Here is a 15,289-nt window from a genome sequence, read left to right as displayed (position 1 = left end):
TCGCCCCGTGCCCGGTGCCCCCGCGGCCGTCCCGGTGACCACACCGTTCTCGATGGTCTAGAGTCGCGGCACATGACGCCGACGACGGAGATCATCGAGGCGGCCGCCGGGACACCACGGTTCGTGGCCGGATTCACCGGGCCGCCGGGTGCGGGCAAGTCCACCATTGCCCGTCGCGTCGTCGCCGAACTCTCGCAGAGGTTCGGCGACGACGCGGTCGGCTATCTGCCGATGGACGGCTTCCATCTCGCGACGACGGTGCTGGATCATCTGGGCCGCGCCGGGCGTCGCGGCGCACCCGACACCTTCGACATCGACGGATTCGTCTCACTGCTCCGCCGCGCGACCGTCCCCGGAAAAGACATCTACGCACCGGATTTCGATCATCGCGGGGTCGGGGGCAGCACCGCCGAGCCCATCGCGGCGGCGCTGATCATCCCGGCCACCGCGAAGGTGCTTGTCGTCGAGGGCAATTACCTCGCGCTCGACGGCGAGTGGTCGCCGGTACGCGACCACATCGACCGACTCTGGTTCGTCGATGTGCCGGATGGTGTTCGGCGCGAACGGCTATCGGTTCGCCACATCGCAGCCGGCCGAAGCGCCGAGGACGCCGGCCGGTGGATCGAGTCGGTCGACGACCCCAATGCCGACCTCATTCGCAGCTGCCGGCACCGGTGTGACGTCCTTCTCGACGGCACGTCGTGAGCGCGGGCGCCATTCGCTGACCAGCACGCCGAGAACGATCAACACGCCGCCGAACAGAGCCGCCGGTGGGAGCCGGTCGCCCGCGAGACGCCCGAAGATCCCCGCCCACACCGGTTCTCCGGCATAGATCACGGTCGCCCGCGTCGGGCTGACGTGGCGCTGGGCCCAGTTCATGGTCAACTGGATGACGATGCTCGCCGACGCCATCGCCAGCGCGGCACCCAGCCAGACCCAGGAGAACGACGGAACATCTTCGCCGGCGACCGGCATCGCGGCAAAGCAGAAGACGCCGCCGGCGAGCAACTGGATGATGGTGACGCGGGCGATGTCGACCCTGCCCGCGAAGAACCCGATCAGCACGATCTCCCCGGCACAGGCCACCGCACCGATCAGGGTCGCCAGTTCACCTGTGCCGAAGCCGATCCCGCCACCTGTCCCACCGGCGAGCAGCATCAATCCGGCGAAGGCCGCCACCACGCCCACCCAACTCATCACGCCCGGGGCCTTGCGGAAGATCGCCCATTGCGCCACCGGCACCAGCGGGACGTACGACGCGGTGATGAACGCCGAGGCACTCGAGCTGATGGTCTGCAGGCCAAAGGTCTGCAGACTGTAGGCGACGGCCATCATCGCCCCGATGGCCAGCCCCGCACCCATGTCCGCGCGGGTCACCCCGCGCAACTTTCGCCCGAACACCGTCAGCCCGAGGAGCCCGGCGAGCACGAACCGCAGCCCGACGAAAAACAACGGCCCGCTGTGCTGCACTGCGGTGTGGACGACGAGGAAGGTTCCTCCCCACACCGCGGTGACCGCGAGCAGCGCCGACTCCGGCCGGAGCAGCAGCTCCGGCTTGCGCAACATAGTGCACCTAACCATGGTCGACAAGCTATCGGTACTATAGTGCGCATGGCAAATCGGGCGGACGTGTTGGCGCATGTGTCCCACAACCTTCGACACTTCCGTCAGGAGTCCGGCATGAGCCAGGCCGCACTCGCCGACGCATCGGGCATCAGTCGCCGGATGATCGTCAAGGTCGAGGGCGGCGACACCAACATCAGCCTGGCCAGCCTCGACCGCCTCGCCGAGGCACTCGATGTCACCTTCGTCGACATGGTGCGCGACCCCGACACCCTCGGCGACGGGCCGACCGACCTCAACGTCCTCGCCTGGCGCGGCGACCACGAGGCGAGCGTCGGCCGGCTGCTCGCCAGCGTCCCCGCCTCCCAGGAATCACAGTTGTGGGCGTGGACGCTGGGCCCCGGTGATCGGTACGACGCCGAGCCCGATCCACCCGGATGGTGGGAGATCATCGTGGTGGCCACCGGCCGGCTGCGCATCGAATTCGATTCCTCGGCAACCGAACTCGGCCCCGGCGAGAGCATCAGCTTCCCGAGTTCGCAGCCGTACCGTTATCTCAACGCCGCCGACGAGCTCACCCGATTCGCACGCAGCGTCGTGCGCTGAGACCGCACCGCCGACATCAGGAGGCCGATCCCGGGTGACCGACCCACAACCGTCCGAGGAACATCCGCACGAGCCACATCCGTCCGATACCGACGAAGCCGCGGCCGCGCGGCATCTGGGCCATCTCGGGGCACTACTCCTCGACGCGGGCCTGTCGGTCACCGACGTCCGCGCCGCACTCGAGCAGGCGGCCGAGACACACCCCCGCACGGCCCGGGCGTTGACGTTCTCGGTGCTGCCCGAAGCCGTTCTCGTCACCAAGCCCGAGACCGGCACGGTCCGGATGTTCCACTCCGACGCCGCCGAGCTCTCGTTCCGGCAGTCGGCCCACGCGAGCAGACTGGTACACGAGACGACCTCGGCGGCGGTGCCGCTCGAGGGTCTGCCCGAACGAATCGACCGCATTCGTGCGATGCCGCGCCCCCACCCGCAACTGTCCTGGATTCTCGGCAGCGCACTGGTCGCCGGCGGGTTGGCCACGGTGTTCCGCTGCCCGTGGTGGGCGATCCTCATCGCGATGGCCGCGGGCGGACTGGTCGGCATCCTGAAGACGATCCTCGACCGGATCGAGAGTGGCGCGGCGATCGTGCCGTTCGTCGCCGCCTTCGTCTCGACCCTCGTCGTCGCCTCCGTCGCGTCGGCGGTGGGTGCCGGCTCGGTGCCGCTGTTCGGGGTGTGCGCGCCGATCGCGATCCTCGTGCCGGGCGCACTGATCACCAACGCCCTGCTGGAACTGACGGCCACCGACATCGTCACCGGCTCCGCGCGCCTGCTCTACGGACTGATCATGCTCGGCTTCATGGCCGGCGGCATCGCCGCGGGCGCCGCGGTGACCGGCCTACGGATCGATCCGGATTCCGCAGCCCTCGTCGGGCAGATCTCCTCGGTGGCGGGCAGTGACGGATGGCAGGCACTACCACCGCTGTGGCTGTCGTGGATCGGCGTCGTCGCACTCGCCGTCGGCGTCGGCTGCGCCTTCGGCTCCGGGCTCAAGCTCACCGCGCTCAGCGTTGGCGTGATGGTGTGCACCTACGCGGTGCTCACCGCGGCGTCCGCCTGGGTCGGCAATGTGGTGGCCACCGGGGTAAGTGCCGCGGTGCTGTTCGTCGCGGCCCGGATGATCGAACGACTCACCGTCGCCGTACCCGCGACCATCTCCTTCCAGCCCGCATTCCTGCTGCTGGTGCCCGGCACCGTGGGGCTGGTCGCCCTCGCCTCCTTCGACACGCACGCACTTCAGACGACGCCCGCGACCTTCGCGAGCCTGTGCATCGGCATCAAGATCGGCGCGCTGGTCGCCGAGATCGGAACACCCGGCGACCGCGGCCGGCGGGCCTAACCGATCTCGATGAGCAGGTCCCCGGGCGCCACGGAGGTGACCGCGCCCACCGCGACGCGGGTGACCTTGCCGCCGACGGGCGCGGTGATGGTGGCCTCCATCTTCATGGCCTCGATGGTGCCGATTGCCGCACCGGCAGCCACCTCGTCGCCGACCTCCACCGAGATCGACACCACACCCGCGAACGGCGCCCCGACCGAACCCGGATTGGCCCGGTCGGCCTTCTCGGCAGCCTCCACCGCGGAGTCGATCGAACGGTCACGCACCGCGATCGGGCGGAGTTGGCCGTTGATCACACACATCACGGTCCGCATGCCGCGCTCGTCGGCGTCGCTGATCGCCTCGAGTCCGATGAGCAGCACCACACCGGGTTCGAGTTCGACGTGGTGTTCTTCGCCATAACGCAACCCGTAGAAGAACTGGTTCGCCGAGAGCCGTGAGGTGTCGCCGTAGGCCTCCTGGTGTTCGGTGAACTCCTTGGTGGGGCCGGGGAACAGCAAGCGGTTCAACGTCTCCTGTCGGGTTCGTCCCGCGACGTCGAGCGCGGCGGAGTCCTCGGCGGCGAGTTCGACCACCGGCTCGGCGGGGCGGCGACCCTCGAGTGCCTTGGTACGCAACGGTTCCGGCCATCCACCGGGCGGGTCGCCCAACTCGCCGCGCAAGAACCCGATCACCGAATCCGGAATGTCGTAGGCGGCCGGATCGTTCGCGAAGTCACGCGGTTCGATGCCCTGGCCGACCAGCGCCAAGGCGAGGTCACCGACCACCTTCGAGGACGGCGTCACCTTCACCAGACGGCCCAGCATCGCATCGGCCGACGCGTAGGCCTCCTCCACGGCCTCGAAGCGATTACCGAGACCGAGGGCGATCGCCTGCTGCCGCAGGTTGCTGAGCTGGCCGCCCGGGATCTCATGCGAGTACACCCGCCCGGTGGGCCCGGGAATCCCGGACTCAAAGGGCGCGTAGACCTTTCGGATCGCCTCCCAGTAGGGCTCGAGGTCGCACACCGCCGCCAGATCCAGACCGGTGTCGTGCTCGGAATGCGCGAAGGCGGCGACGATCGCCGACAGCGGGGGCTGACTGGTCGTACCGGCCAACGCCGCCGATGCCCCGTCGACCGCGTCGGCACCGGCAGTGACCGCCGCCAGATAGGTCGCGAGCTGACCACCGGGGGTGTCGTGGGTGTGCACGTGGATCGGCAGATCGAATTCCTTGCGCACGGCGGTGATCAGCTTGGTCGCCGCGGGCGCACGCAGCAGGCCCGCCATGTCCTTGATGGCCAGGATGTGCGCACCGGCGTCGACGATCTGCTCGGCCAGCCGCAGATAGTAGTCCAGGGTGTAAAGATCCTCGGCCGGGTTCGCCACGTCACCGGTATAGCTCATCGCCACCTCGGCGACCGCCGTGCCCGTCTCTCGGACCGCCTCGATCGCCGGGCGCATCTGCTCGATGTTGTTGAGCGCGTCGAAGATCCGGAAGATGTCCACACCGGTGGCGGTCGCCTCGGCGACGAAGGCGGTGGTCACCTTCGTCGGATACGGGGTGTAGCCGACGGTGTTCGCACCCCGCAACAGCATCTGCAGGCAGATGTTGGGCATCGCTTCGCGCAGTTGCGCCAACCGATCCCACGGATCCTCCTTCAGAAAGCGCAGCGCCACATCGTAGGTCGCACCACCCCAGCACTCCACCGACAGCAGCTGCGGGGTCAGCGCCGCCACGTACGGGGCCACGGTGATCAGCGCCGAGGTCCGCAACCGTGTCGCCAGCAACGACTGGTGGGCGTCACGGAAGGTCGTGTCGGTGACCCCGACCGCCGGCGAATCACGCAGTGCCCGGGCGAATCCCTCCGGGCCCAGCTCGGTCAGCCGCTGCTTGGAACCAGCAGGCGGCGCACCGAGCACCGAGCGCTCCACGGTGGGCAGCTTGTCCCGCGGATACACCGTCGACGGCCGCTCACCGTGCGGTTTGTTGACGGTCACGTCGGCGAGGTATTCCAGGATGCGGGTACCGCGGTCGGCCGATCCACCGGTGGTCAGCAACCAGGGTCGCTCGTCGATGAACGACGTGGTGACTCGCCCGGCCCGGAAATCCGGGTCGTCGAGAACCGCCTGCAGGAACGGAATATTGGTGGCGACGCCACGAATCCGGAACTCGGCCAGCGCCCGTCGGGCCCGGCGCGCGGCGGTGGCGAAGTCCCGGCCGCGGCAGGTCAATTTGACCAGCATGGAATCGAAGTGGCCGCTGACCTCACCGCCGAGGTTGGCTCCGCCGTCCAGGCGGATACCGGCACCACCCGGCGTGCGGTAGGCGGTGATCCGCCCGACGTCGGGCCGGAAACCGTCGGCCGGGTCCTCGGTGGTGATCCGGCATTGCATCGCCGCGCCGTGCACGGTGATCGCGTCCTGCGTCAGACCGAGGTCGGCCAACGATTCACCCGAGGCCACCCGCAGCTGCGCACCCACCAGATCCACATCGGTGATCTCCTCGGTCACCGTGTGCTCCACCTGAATTCGCGGATTCATCTCGATGAAGACATGCCTGCCCTGCTCGTCGACGAGGAACTCGACCGTACCCGCACACGAGTAACCGATCTGCCGGGCGAAGGCGACCGCGTCGGCGCAGATCCGTTCACGCAGCACCGGATCGAGATTGGGCGCCGGGGCCAGCTCCACCACCTTCTGATGACGCCGCTGCACACTGCAGTCCCGCTCGAACAGATGGATGACGTCGCCGTGGGTGTCGGCGAGGATCTGCACCTCGATATGGCGTGGATTGATGACGGCCTGCTCGAGGAACACCGTCGCATCACCGAAGGCCGCTTCCGCCTCGCGCGAGGCCGCCTCGATCGATTCCCGCAGAGTCGACGGGTCATCGACGCGCCGCATTCCGCGGCCACCGCCACCGGCAACCGCCTTCACGAACACCGGGAACTGCATCTGTTCCGACGCCGTCACCAACTCCTCGACATCCGACGACGGCTCCGAGGAGGACAGCACCGGCAGACCCGCTGCCCGCGCCGCCGCGATCGCCTGCGCCTTGTTGCCGGTCAGGTCGAGCACATCGGCCTTGGGGCCGACGAAGGTGATCCCGGCCTCCGCGCATGCCCGCGCGAGACCGGCGTTCTCCGAGAGGAACCCGTAGCCGGGATACACCGCATCCGCGCCGCATCGCTGCGCCGCGCCCACCACCTCGTCGACCGAGAGATACGCGCGCACCGGATGCCCGGGAACGCCGATCTGGTAGGACTCGTCGGCCTTCAACCGATGCAGGGAGTTGCGATCCTCGTAAGGGAAGATCGCGACCGTCCGGGCACCGAGCTCGTACGCCGCGCGAAACGCCCGGATCGCGATCTCACCGCGGTTGGCCACCAAAACCTTGTCGAACATGCTGCTCATCCGTTTCTGTCGTTGTCCCGCTACAAATGGACCCGATGCACATGCCCCCACGGTGACCTTATCCCGCAGAGCCCAGCAGCAGGGCAACCAGTCCTAAGCAATGAGAACGCGCTGGGCCGGTCCGTCGTAGGACGACAATGGACGGATCAGGGCATTGGCCGCGGTCTGCTCGACGATGTGCGCCGTCCAGCCGGTGATCCGGCTCATCACGAAGATCGGTGTGAACGAAGCGATGTCAAAGCCCATCAGGTGATAGGCCGGACCGGTCGGGAAGTCCAGATTGGGCTTGATGCCGGTGCGACTCGACATCTCGTCGGCGAGCTCGTGATAGATGGAGAGCCACCGGGTATCGCCGAAATGGTGCGAGATCTCCTCGAGCGCGGCGTGCATCGTGGGCACGCGGGAGTCGCCATTCTTGTACACCCGATGACCGAATCCCATGACTTTCTCTTTTCGAGACAGTTTGGCCTCCAACCATTCCCGTGCACGTTCGGGACGATCGATTTCGATCATGTCATACATGACCGCCTCGTTCGCCCCGCCGTGCAGCGACCCCTTCAATGCTCCGATCGCCGCGGTGACCGCACTGTAGATGTCGGATTGCGTGGAGGTGACCACGCGTGCGGCGAACGTGGAGGCATTGAAGCTGTGTTCGGCATAGAGCACCATCGACTTCTCGAATGCCCGAACGATCACGGGATCGGGCACCTCACCGAAGCACATATTCAGGAAGTTCTCCGAATAGCCCAGTCCGTGATGCGGCGCAATCGGATCGAGGCCGCGGCGACGTCGCATGTCGGCGGCGACGATGGTCGGCAGGACCGCGAACATGCGTTGTGCCTTCTCGAGATTCGCCGACGGCGACGCGTTGTCCTCGTCGGGGTCCTCGGTGCCCAGGAAGCTGATCGCGGTGCGCACCACATCCATCGGATGGCAGTTCTCCGGAATGCGGGCCAGCACAGCCTGTGTCGAACGGTCGAGCCGACGGAGCGCTCGCTCCCGCTGGGTGAAGGCCGCCAGTTCGGCGTCGGTCGGCAACTCACCGTGCCAGAGCAGATAAGCGACCTGCTCGAACGAACAGTGCTGTGCGAGCTCCTGGACCGCGTAGCCACGGTAGGTCAGGGAATTGGTCTCGGGCACCACCTTCGAGATGGCGGTGGTGTCGACGACGACGCCGGCGAGGCCCTTGTGGATCGTCGGGGCTGATCGATCGGGGGCGGACCGAGTCGAAGTGGACTGAGTGGACGTGGGCTGGGTGGACGTGGGCTGGGTGGACGTGGACTGGGGAGACGCGGAAGCGGTCTTGCTGGTCGGGCTCACGGCCGGGTTCCTTCCAAGGTGAAGTTGAACAGTTCGGAGTCGAAGGCGTTGTAGTCGGCGTAACGAAGCAACTCGTAGAGTCGGCTGCGATGTTGCATGTCGTCGAGCAGCCCGGATTGCGTTCCCGCGGAGTCGATCTCCCGCAGTCCGCGCTCGACTGCGCCCATCGCGATCCGCAAGGTGGTCACCGGGTAGATCACCGCGTTGTAGCCGACGTCGCGCAACTGCTCGGTGGTGAGCAACCGGGACTTGCCGAACTCGGTCATGTTCGCCAGGAGCGGCACGTCGACGGCGGCACGGAACTTCTCGAATTCAGCGAGATCGGTCAGCGCCTCGGTGAAGATCAGATCGGCGCCGGCGTCGGCGTAGGCCTTGGCCCGCTCGATCGCGGCGTCGAGACCCTCGATGCCCGCGGCGTCGGTGCGGGCACAGATGACGAAGTCGTCGTCGCGACGCGCCGACACCGCCGCGCGCAGCCGACGCAGCATCTCGCCGGTGGGCACCACATCCTTGCCGTCGAGGTGACCGCACCGTTTGGGGTTGACCTGGTCCTCGAGATGGCACCCGGCCAGCCCGGCGTCCTCGAGCGTGGCGATGGTGCGGGCCGCGCTCATGGGCTCACCGAATCCGGTGTCGGCGTCGATCAGACTCGGCAGGTCGGTGGAACGCGCGATCTGCGCACCGCGCCCCGCGACCTCCGTCAGGGTGGTGAGTCCGATGTCGGGGAGACCGAGGTCCGCCGAGAGGACCGCCCCGGAGATGTAGATGCCCTCGAAGCCGATGTCGGCGATCAGTTTCGCCACCAGTGGCGAGAAGGCACCGGGCCAGCGCTGCAACTCGCCGGATGCCAGGGCGGCACGCAGGGCCTTGCGCTTGTCCCCCGCGCACGTGCGGGCCGAGAACAGTCCCGATGTCGACTCGCTCATCAGAAGATCCCCGAACCGATGGTCGGCGCCTTGTCCAGAACGGTCGGCTCGACGCGCACATTCAGCGCGCCGAGCTCGCCCGCCCCGAGGTCGCCGAGCCCGGCAGCAGCCACCAGGAATCGCTGCTGCTCCTCCGCGTCGACCACCCCCTGCGCCATCGCCGCGAACTTCGCCTCGTAGGCAGCTCGCGCGAACGGCGCAGCGCCGAGCGGGTGGGCGTCGGCGACCGCGAGTTCATCGGTGATCACCTCACCGTTGGTCAGAGTGATCACAGCCTTGGCGCCGAACGCCTTCTCGGCCGGATCGGTGGAATGGTATCGGCGAGTCCACTCGGGGTCCTCGACCGTGGAGATCTTGCGCCACAGCGCAACCGTGTCCGGGCGGGCGGCGCGTTCGGGAGCGTAGGACGCCTCGTGATGCCACGTGCCGTCCTGCAATGCGACCGCGAAGATGTACATCACCGAGTGATCGAGGGTCTCCCGGCTGGCAGCCGGATCGAATTTCTGGGGATCCCCCGAGCCCGTACCGATCACGTAGTGCGTGTGATGGCTGGTGTGCAGGACGATCGACTCGATGTCGTCGAGGTTGCCGATGCGCTCACGCATACGCCGCGCCAGGTCGATCGGAGCCTGGCTCTGATATTCCGCGGAATGCTCCTTGGTGTAGCTGTCCAGAATGGCGCGCTTGGGTTCCCCCGGGCCGGGAAGCGGGATCCGGTAGGTCTTCTCGGGACCGCCCAGCAGCCACGCGATGACGCCGTCCTCACCTTCCCAGATCGGCGCCGGTGCACCCTCGCCGCGCATCGCGCGGTCCACCGCCTCGATGGCGATCTTTCCGGCATGTGCCGGTGCATACGCCTTCCAACTGGAGATCAGGCCCTTGCGGGACTGACGCGTCGCGGTGGTGAGATGTAGTGCCTGTCCGATCGCCTGGTAGATCGTCTCCTCGTCGAGCTCGAGCATGGTGCCCAGACCTGCCGCGACGGACGGTCCGAGATGGGCGACGTGGTCGATCTTGTGCTCGTGCAAGCACATTCCGCGGACCAGGTCGATCTGGATCTCGTAGGCCGTGGCCAATCCTCGAATGAGATCGGCACCCGAGGCACCCACGTGTTGGGCCACCGCGACCAGCGCCGGGATGTTGTCACCGGGATGCGAATACTCCGCGGCGAGGAAGGTGTCGTGGAAGTCGAGTTCGCGCACCGCCACACCATTGGCCCAGGCCGCCCACTCCGGCGAATACCGGCCGTCGACGCCGAAGACGGCCGCACCCGCGGCGCCTTCGGCAGGCGGGTGTACCAACGCCTGTGCACGAGCACTGGTGACCGGGCGGCGGATCACCGAGGCCGCGCTGACCGCGGCATTGTCGATGATGCGGTTCACGACCATCTCCGCGGTCTCGGCGGGCACCGCGACCGGGTCGGTGGCGACCTCGGCGATCTTCTGCGCGAGATGCTCGGCTTGCGGGAAGTCCTCGGAGCTGCGGTGGGTCCGCACGTCGTGATTGATCATGTTCGCACCGTACGCAGACGGGACAGGTACGCGAAAGACCTGGCAGATGTGTAATTAGGTGGATATCTCCGTGGGTTCTTGCGAATGTTGTGAACGCCACGGCGGGTACTGTGCCTGCCATGGCGAAGATGTTCGTGGGCGCACGACTGCGCCGACTACGCGACGAGCGCGGCCTCTCGCAGGCCGCGCTGGCCCGGCGCATCGAGATATCGACGAGCTACGTGAACCAACTCGAGAACGACCAGCGCCCCATCACCGTGCCCGTCCTGCTCGCACTCACCCGCGAGTTCGAACTCGACGCCGACTACTTCGCCACCGACACCGATGCGCGGCTCGTCGCCGACCTCGCCGAGGCGCTCGGCGCACACAGCGATTCCGCCGAGGTGACGCGAGCGGAGATCACCGAACTCGTCGGACGCATGCCCGCGGTCGGACGAACACTGGTGGCGCTGCACCGCAGACTCACCGCCGCGACAACCGAACTCGAAACCTACGGCGGCCGGATCACCGACCCGGGAATCGCGAACGAGCCCATGCCGTTCGAGGAGGTGCGCGACTTCTTCTACGACCGCAAGAACTACATCGGCGCACTCGACGAGGCCGCCGAGCGACTCTTCGACGACGAGGACCTGCACATCGGCGGGCTCGATCTGCAACTGGCGCAGGTGATGCGGCGGCGCTTCGACATCCGCGTGTCGATCACCCATGACGCCGACCCGCATTCGGCCGTCACGGTACCCAAACGCCGATTCGACGCGGGCGAGAAGGTGATTCATCTCGCCGGCCGCCTGAGCGCCGGGCAACGCGCATTCCAGCTCGCCACCCAGCTGGCGCTGCTGGATCAGGGCGCCACCATCGACGACATCCTCGCCGGCGCCGAGAACCTCAGTACTGCAACGATTCCGGTCGCACGCATCGGTCTCGCCAACTACTTCGCCGGAGCGCTACTGCTGCCCTACGAGCGCTTCCGCTCCGCCGCGGAGAACGCCCGCTACGACATCGAACTGCTGAGCCTGGGCTTCGAGGTCGGCTTCGAGACGATCTGTCATCGGCTCTCGACCCTGCAGCGCCCCGGCAGCCGCGGCATACCGTTCATCTTCGTCCGTACCGACCGGGCCGGAAACATCTCGAAACGGCAGTCGGCCACGGCGTTTCACTTCTCCCGCGTCGGCGGGAGCTGCCCGCTGTGGGTGGTGCATGACGCCTTCGCCACGCCGGGGCGCATCGTGACCCAGGTGTCGCAGATGCCCGACGGCCGGTCGTACTTCTGGCTCGCCCGCACCACCGGCGACCATCACGGCTTCCTCGCCCCCCGGACCGGCTTCTCGATCGGCCTGGGCTGCGACCTCGCCCACGCCGATCGACTGGTGTACTCGACCGGCGTCGACGTCACCGACGCCCGGATGACCGTGCCGATCGGCGCGGGATGCAAGGTGTGCGACCGCCCGGCCTGCCCGCAGCGGGCCTTTCCCCAGCTCGGCCGGGCCATCCACGTCGATGCCACCATCGGCGATGCCGTCCCCTACCGCCCGGCGCCCATGTGACTCCCTCCGGCAATGCCACCGATCGCTCGTTCGGCGGCGTCGGATAGCGTGATCGGCGGAGGTTGATGCTGGTGTCGGCGACGAATCGCGCTGGGGGTTACGGGTCGGGGGGTTGTGAGTCAGCAAGTGATGGGTCACTGAGTTCAGGGGCAGGGGCTTCCGGGTCAGCTGCGGGTCCTCCGCAAACCCACCCGCGCGCAGCCGTCGCGGTGCTGTGCGCGGCCGGAATCGTGGTGGCCTTGATGCAGACGATCATCGTGCCGCTGATCCCGCAATTGCCCGACCTCCTGCACGCCGCGCCGTCGGACACCACCTGGGCGCTCACCATGACCCTGCTGGCCGGCGCGGTCATCACCCCCATCGGTGGACGACTCGGTGACATGTACGGCAAGCGGCGAATGCTGCTCGCCAGCATGGGATGCGTTGCCGCCGGATCGATCCTGTGCGCACTGTCGAGTGGACTGCTGCCCTTCCTCATCGGACGCGGCCTGCAGGGACTCGGATTCGGCACCATCGCACTGGGTATCAGCGTGATGCGCGACATCGTTCCGGCCCGCCACCTCGGCTCCTCGGTCGGCACGATGAGCGCATCATTGGGCATCGGCGGGGCGCTGGGACTGCCGGTGAGCGCGTTCATCGCCCAGAACATCGGATGGCACGCCCTGTTCTGGTTGTGCGCCGCCGCCGCGGGCATGGCCGCGGTCGGGATAGCCCTGACCGTCCCGGAGAGTCGCGGCCGGGCCGGTGGCCGTTTCGATCTCCTCGGCGCCGTCGGTCTGGCGGCGATGCTCGTGTGTCTGCTCCTTCCGCTCTCCAAGGGCGCGAGCTGGGGCTGGGCCTCCCCGACGACACTCGGCGTGTCGGTCACCTTCCTGATCGTCGCCACCGCCTGGTGGCGCTGGGAGCGGCGCCGCGACACCCCACTGATCGACCTCGGCGTCGCCCTCGACACGCCGGTCCTGCTGACCAATATCGCGTCGGTGGCGACCGGATTCGCGTTCTACTCCATGCAGTTGATGCCCATCCAACTCCTCATGGCACCAGCCGGCGCACCCATCGGTCTGGGCTTCGACATGCTGATGGCCAGCCTCGTCCTCGCGCCCAGCGGCATCCTCATGTTTGTGTTCTCCCATGTCAGCGCCTGGCTGACCGACCGCGCGGGCCCTCGTGTCTCCCTGGCCGTCGGCGGCCTGGTCATCGGCCTCGGCTACGTCCTGTTCCTCGTCCTACTGCTCACCGGCGGATTCACGTGGTGGATCATGCTCATCGTCGCCTGCCTCACCGGAGCGGGGCTCGGCATCGCCTACTCGGCCATGCCCGCACTGATCATGCGCGCGGTGCCGGTCGCGCAGACCGGCGAGGCCAACGGGGTCAACGCACTCATGCGTGTGGTCGGCACGTCCACCTCCGCCGCGGTGGTGGGCATGGTGCTGACCTGGTCAGTGGTGCAGATCCCGGTATCCGGGGGCGCGATCGTCGTCCCAGACGCCAACGGCTACCTCATCGCGTCGATCGTGTCGCTGGTCGCCTGTGTCGTCGCCGCAGCGCTGGCCATGGCGATCCCCACGCCGCGGCGACTCGAGATCGAGGCGGTCGACACGCTCGGTGGTCGCGATCCGTCGAGCCGTGATGACCCGGAAGGCACCATTGGCACCGATGAGACCGACCGTGCCCATGAGATCCGCGGCGAAATATCGCCGTAACGGAATCGTCGTAGCGTGTGGCGGTGGCTGGAATCCTCATTCACGACGCACAGGTCATCACCGTTGACGAGCACCGCCGCGAGCTGTCGTCGGCGTGGGTGCTGATCGACGGCGCCACCATCGCCGCGGTGTCCACCGAACCGATCGACGACCTTCCCACCGAGGTGACCCACGTCGACGGCAGTGACTGTGTGCTGACCCCGGGCCTGGTGAACACCCATCACCACCTCTACCAATGGATCACCCGGGGACTCGCCGCCGATCACACGCTGTTCCAGTGGCTGACGACGCTCTACCCGATCTGGGCCGGGATCGACGAGACCGCAGTCCACACCGCCGCGCTGGGCGGGATCGGCCGGCTGGTGATGTCGGGCTGTACGACCACCACCGACCACCACTACGTCTTTCCCCGTGAGGGCGGCGATCTCCTCGGCGCCGAGATCGGTGCCGCGGCCACCATCGGCGTCCGATTCCATCCGACCCGCGGGTCGATGGACCTCTCGGAGAAGGACGGTGGCCTGCCACCCGATTCGGTGGTGCAGGGCATCGACGAGATCCTCGAAGCCTGCTCCGACGCCGTCGCGCGCTGGCACGACCCGCGCCCCGGTTCCCTGCTGCAGATCGCTCTCGCTCCGTGCTCCCCGTTCTCGGTCACCACCGACCTGCTCCGCGAGTCCGCCTCGCTGGCACGCGAACTCGGCGTGCGGATGCACACCCATCTGGCCGAGTCGCCGGACGAGAACACCTACTGCGACCAGCATTTCGGCTGCACGCCGCTGCAGTACATGGAGTCGGTGGGATGGGTCGGCGACGACGTGTGGTTCGCCCACGGCATCGAATTCGCCGACGACGAGATCGCACGTCTGGCCGCCACCTCGACCGGGGTCGCGCACTGCCCGACCTCCAATGCCCGTCTGGGCAACCGGATCTGCCGCACCCGCGAGCTCGTCGATGCCGGTGTACCCGTCGGACTCGGTGTCGACGGCGCGGCCTCCAACGAGTCGGCACGACTGCTCGAGGAGGCGCATCAAGCGGTCCTGATGGCGCGCGCCCGTGGTGGTCCGACCGCTCTGACCACCCGCACCGCGATCGAGTTGGCCACCCTCGGTGGTGCCCGGGTCCTCGGGCGCGACAAGGAGATCGGGTCGATCGAGGTCGGCAAACTCGCCGATCTCGTGCTGTGGGATCTGAGTGGACCAGCGCACGCGGGCATCGACGATCCGGTCGCCGCCCTGGTACTGGGCGCCATCCCACCGATTCGCGGCACCTGGGTGGGCGGGCGCCGTATCGTCACCGACAACGACCTGGTGACCGCCGACCTCGACGCGGTGGCCGCCGACTGCGCCGCCGAGCATCGTCGCCTGCTGGACAAGGCCGGATAG

Annotated in this window: 10 protein-coding genes and 1 pseudogene; 6 read left to right on the top strand and 5 right to left on the bottom strand. The window is 67.7% G+C overall.

The features are described 5' to 3' along the window. The first annotated feature begins 72 nt into the window (after positions 1-72). Positions 73-705 (top strand): nucleoside/nucleotide kinase family protein, encoded by a 633-nt coding sequence (locus tag P3L18_RS24150; protein WP_276115503.1) that lies wholly within the window; start codon positions 73-75, stop codon positions 703-705. A 30-nt stretch (positions 706-735) separates the two neighbouring features. Here the strand turns inward: P3L18_RS24150 and P3L18_RS24145 are convergent. Then, positions 736-1,566 (bottom strand): annotated as a pseudogene (locus tag P3L18_RS24145) (DMT family transporter); the annotation flags it as partial. Positions 1,567-1,611: 45 nt separating this feature from the next. Here P3L18_RS24145 and P3L18_RS24140 point away from each other — a divergent pair. Together P3L18_RS24140 and P3L18_RS24135 are read left to right on the top strand one after the other, a co-directional pair. Continuing rightward, entirely contained in the window at positions 1,612-2,169 is a 558-nt protein-coding gene (locus P3L18_RS24140) for an XRE family transcriptional regulator (protein WP_276115502.1), read from the top strand. Positions 2,170-2,203: 34 nt separating this feature from the next. Further along, positions 2,204-3,508 carry a threonine/serine exporter family protein gene (locus P3L18_RS24135; RefSeq protein ID WP_276115501.1) on the top strand — a complete coding sequence of 435 codons (1,305 nt, stop codon included), beginning with the start codon at positions 2,204-2,206 and terminating at the stop codon, positions 3,506-3,508. Here the strand turns inward: P3L18_RS24135 and P3L18_RS24130 are convergent. The 4 genes from P3L18_RS24130 to prpD form a co-directional block, all read right to left on the bottom strand. Continuing rightward, positions 3,505-6,894 (bottom strand): pyruvate carboxylase, encoded by a 3,390-nt coding sequence (locus P3L18_RS24130; RefSeq protein ID WP_276115500.1) that lies wholly within the window; start codon positions 6,892-6,894, stop codon positions 3,505-3,507. The genes P3L18_RS24135 and P3L18_RS24130 overlap by 4 nt on opposite strands. A gap of 102 nt (positions 6,895-6,996) precedes the next feature. Next, a complete protein-coding gene (locus P3L18_RS24125) occupies positions 6,997-8,223 on the bottom strand; it encodes a bifunctional 2-methylcitrate synthase/citrate synthase (protein ID WP_276115499.1) in 1,227 nt (408 codons plus the stop codon). Further along, positions 8,220-9,149: a methylisocitrate lyase gene (gene prpB, locus P3L18_RS24120; RefSeq protein WP_006367467.1), complete on the bottom strand. Its 930-nt coding sequence runs from the start codon at positions 9,147-9,149 to the stop codon at positions 8,220-8,222. Before prpB ends, P3L18_RS24125 begins: the two co-directional genes overlap by 4 nt. After that, entirely contained in the window at positions 9,149-10,660 is a 1,512-nt protein-coding gene (gene prpD / locus P3L18_RS24115) for a 2-methylcitrate dehydratase PrpD (protein ID WP_276115498.1), read from the bottom strand. The genes prpB and prpD overlap by 1 nt, the downstream gene beginning before the upstream one ends. Positions 10,661-10,779: 119 nt before the next feature. Here prpD and P3L18_RS24110 point away from each other — a divergent pair, with 119 nt between their 5' ends. The 3 genes from P3L18_RS24110 to P3L18_RS24100 all read left to right on the top strand — a co-directional run bounded on the left by P3L18_RS24110 (position 10,780) and on the right by P3L18_RS24100 (position 15,289). After that, the gene (locus tag P3L18_RS24110; RefSeq protein WP_276115497.1) at positions 10,780-12,204 is read left to right on the top strand and encodes a short-chain fatty acyl-CoA regulator family protein; all 1,425 of its coding nucleotides are present in this window, start codon (positions 10,780-10,782) and stop codon (positions 12,202-12,204) included. A gap of 65 nt (positions 12,205-12,269) precedes the next feature. After that, positions 12,270-13,907, top strand: a complete 1,638-nt coding sequence (locus P3L18_RS24105) for an MFS transporter (protein ID WP_276115496.1) — start codon at positions 12,270-12,272, stop codon at positions 13,905-13,907. A gap of 17 nt (positions 13,908-13,924) precedes the next feature. Further along, on the top strand, positions 13,925-15,289 hold the full coding sequence (locus P3L18_RS24100) for an 8-oxoguanine deaminase (protein WP_276115495.1): 1,365 nt from the start codon (positions 13,925-13,927) through the stop codon (positions 15,287-15,289).

It is taken from the genome of Gordonia sp. N1V (assembly GCF_029269935.1).
Classification (GTDB): Bacteria; Actinomycetota; Actinomycetes; order Mycobacteriales; family Mycobacteriaceae; genus Gordonia; species Gordonia polyisoprenivorans.
Note: the sequence above shows the minus strand (reverse complement) of the source record. Positions and strands in the feature narration are given on the sequence as shown.

Excerpts from the sequence above, each read along its gene's own strand:
- P3L18_RS24105 (WP_276115496.1), top strand. The coding sequence starts at position 12,270 with ATGCTGGTGTCGGCGACGAATCGCGCTGGGGGTTACGGGTCGGGGGGT.
- prpB (WP_006367467.1), bottom strand. The coding sequence starts at position 9,149 with ATGAGCGAGTCGACATCGGGACTGTTCTCGGCCCGCACGTGCGCGGGG.
- P3L18_RS24150 (WP_276115503.1), top strand. The coding sequence starts at position 73 with ATGACGCCGACGACGGAGATCATCGAGGCGGCCGCCGGGACACCACGG.
- P3L18_RS24140 (WP_276115502.1), top strand. The coding sequence starts at position 1,612 with ATGGCAAATCGGGCGGACGTGTTGGCGCATGTGTCCCACAACCTTCGA.
- P3L18_RS24130 (WP_276115500.1), bottom strand. The coding sequence starts at position 6,894 with ATGTTCGACAAGGTTTTGGTGGCCAACCGCGGTGAGATCGCGATCCGG.
- prpD (WP_276115498.1), bottom strand. The coding sequence starts at position 10,660 with ATGATCAATCACGACGTGCGGACCCACCGCAGCTCCGAGGACTTCCCG.
- P3L18_RS24110 (WP_276115497.1), top strand. The coding sequence starts at position 10,780 with ATGGCGAAGATGTTCGTGGGCGCACGACTGCGCCGACTACGCGACGAG.